Raw genomic sequence first — 255 nt, forward strand, 5'->3', positions numbered from 1 at the left:
GTCCGAGACACTGCGAATTTCCCGGCATACCTGCAAACCGCTCTGCCCCGGCAACATCAGGTCGAGCACCAGCACTTTCGGCTTGAATTCCAGGAATGCAGCCATGGCCAGATCACCGCGATGCACCGTGCGCACCTCGTAGCCGTGCTGTTCTAGAAAGTGTGCGATCAGTGCGGCGAGACGCTCATCGTCTTCGACCAGCAGAACTTTGCCGAAACCCAGGTTATCCATAACAACCGTTGCCAAGCCAAACGT

1 protein-coding gene is annotated in these 255 nt (G+C 56.9%); it reads right to left on the reverse strand.

Features of this window, described 5'->3' with window-relative positions; all coding sequences use genetic code 11:
* A partial coding sequence (locus AAEY83_RS16770; protein ID WP_351060906.1) for a response regulator occupies nucleotides 1-231 on the reverse strand: 231 nt, incomplete at its 3' end.
* Between the last annotated feature and the right edge of the window lie 24 nt (nucleotides 232-255).

The sequence above is a fragment of the Psychrobacter sp. TB20-MNA-CIBAN-0197 genome (genome assembly GCF_040309765.1).
GTDB classification, from domain to species: Bacteria; Pseudomonadota; Gammaproteobacteria; order Pseudomonadales; family Moraxellaceae; genus Psychrobacter; species Psychrobacter submarinus.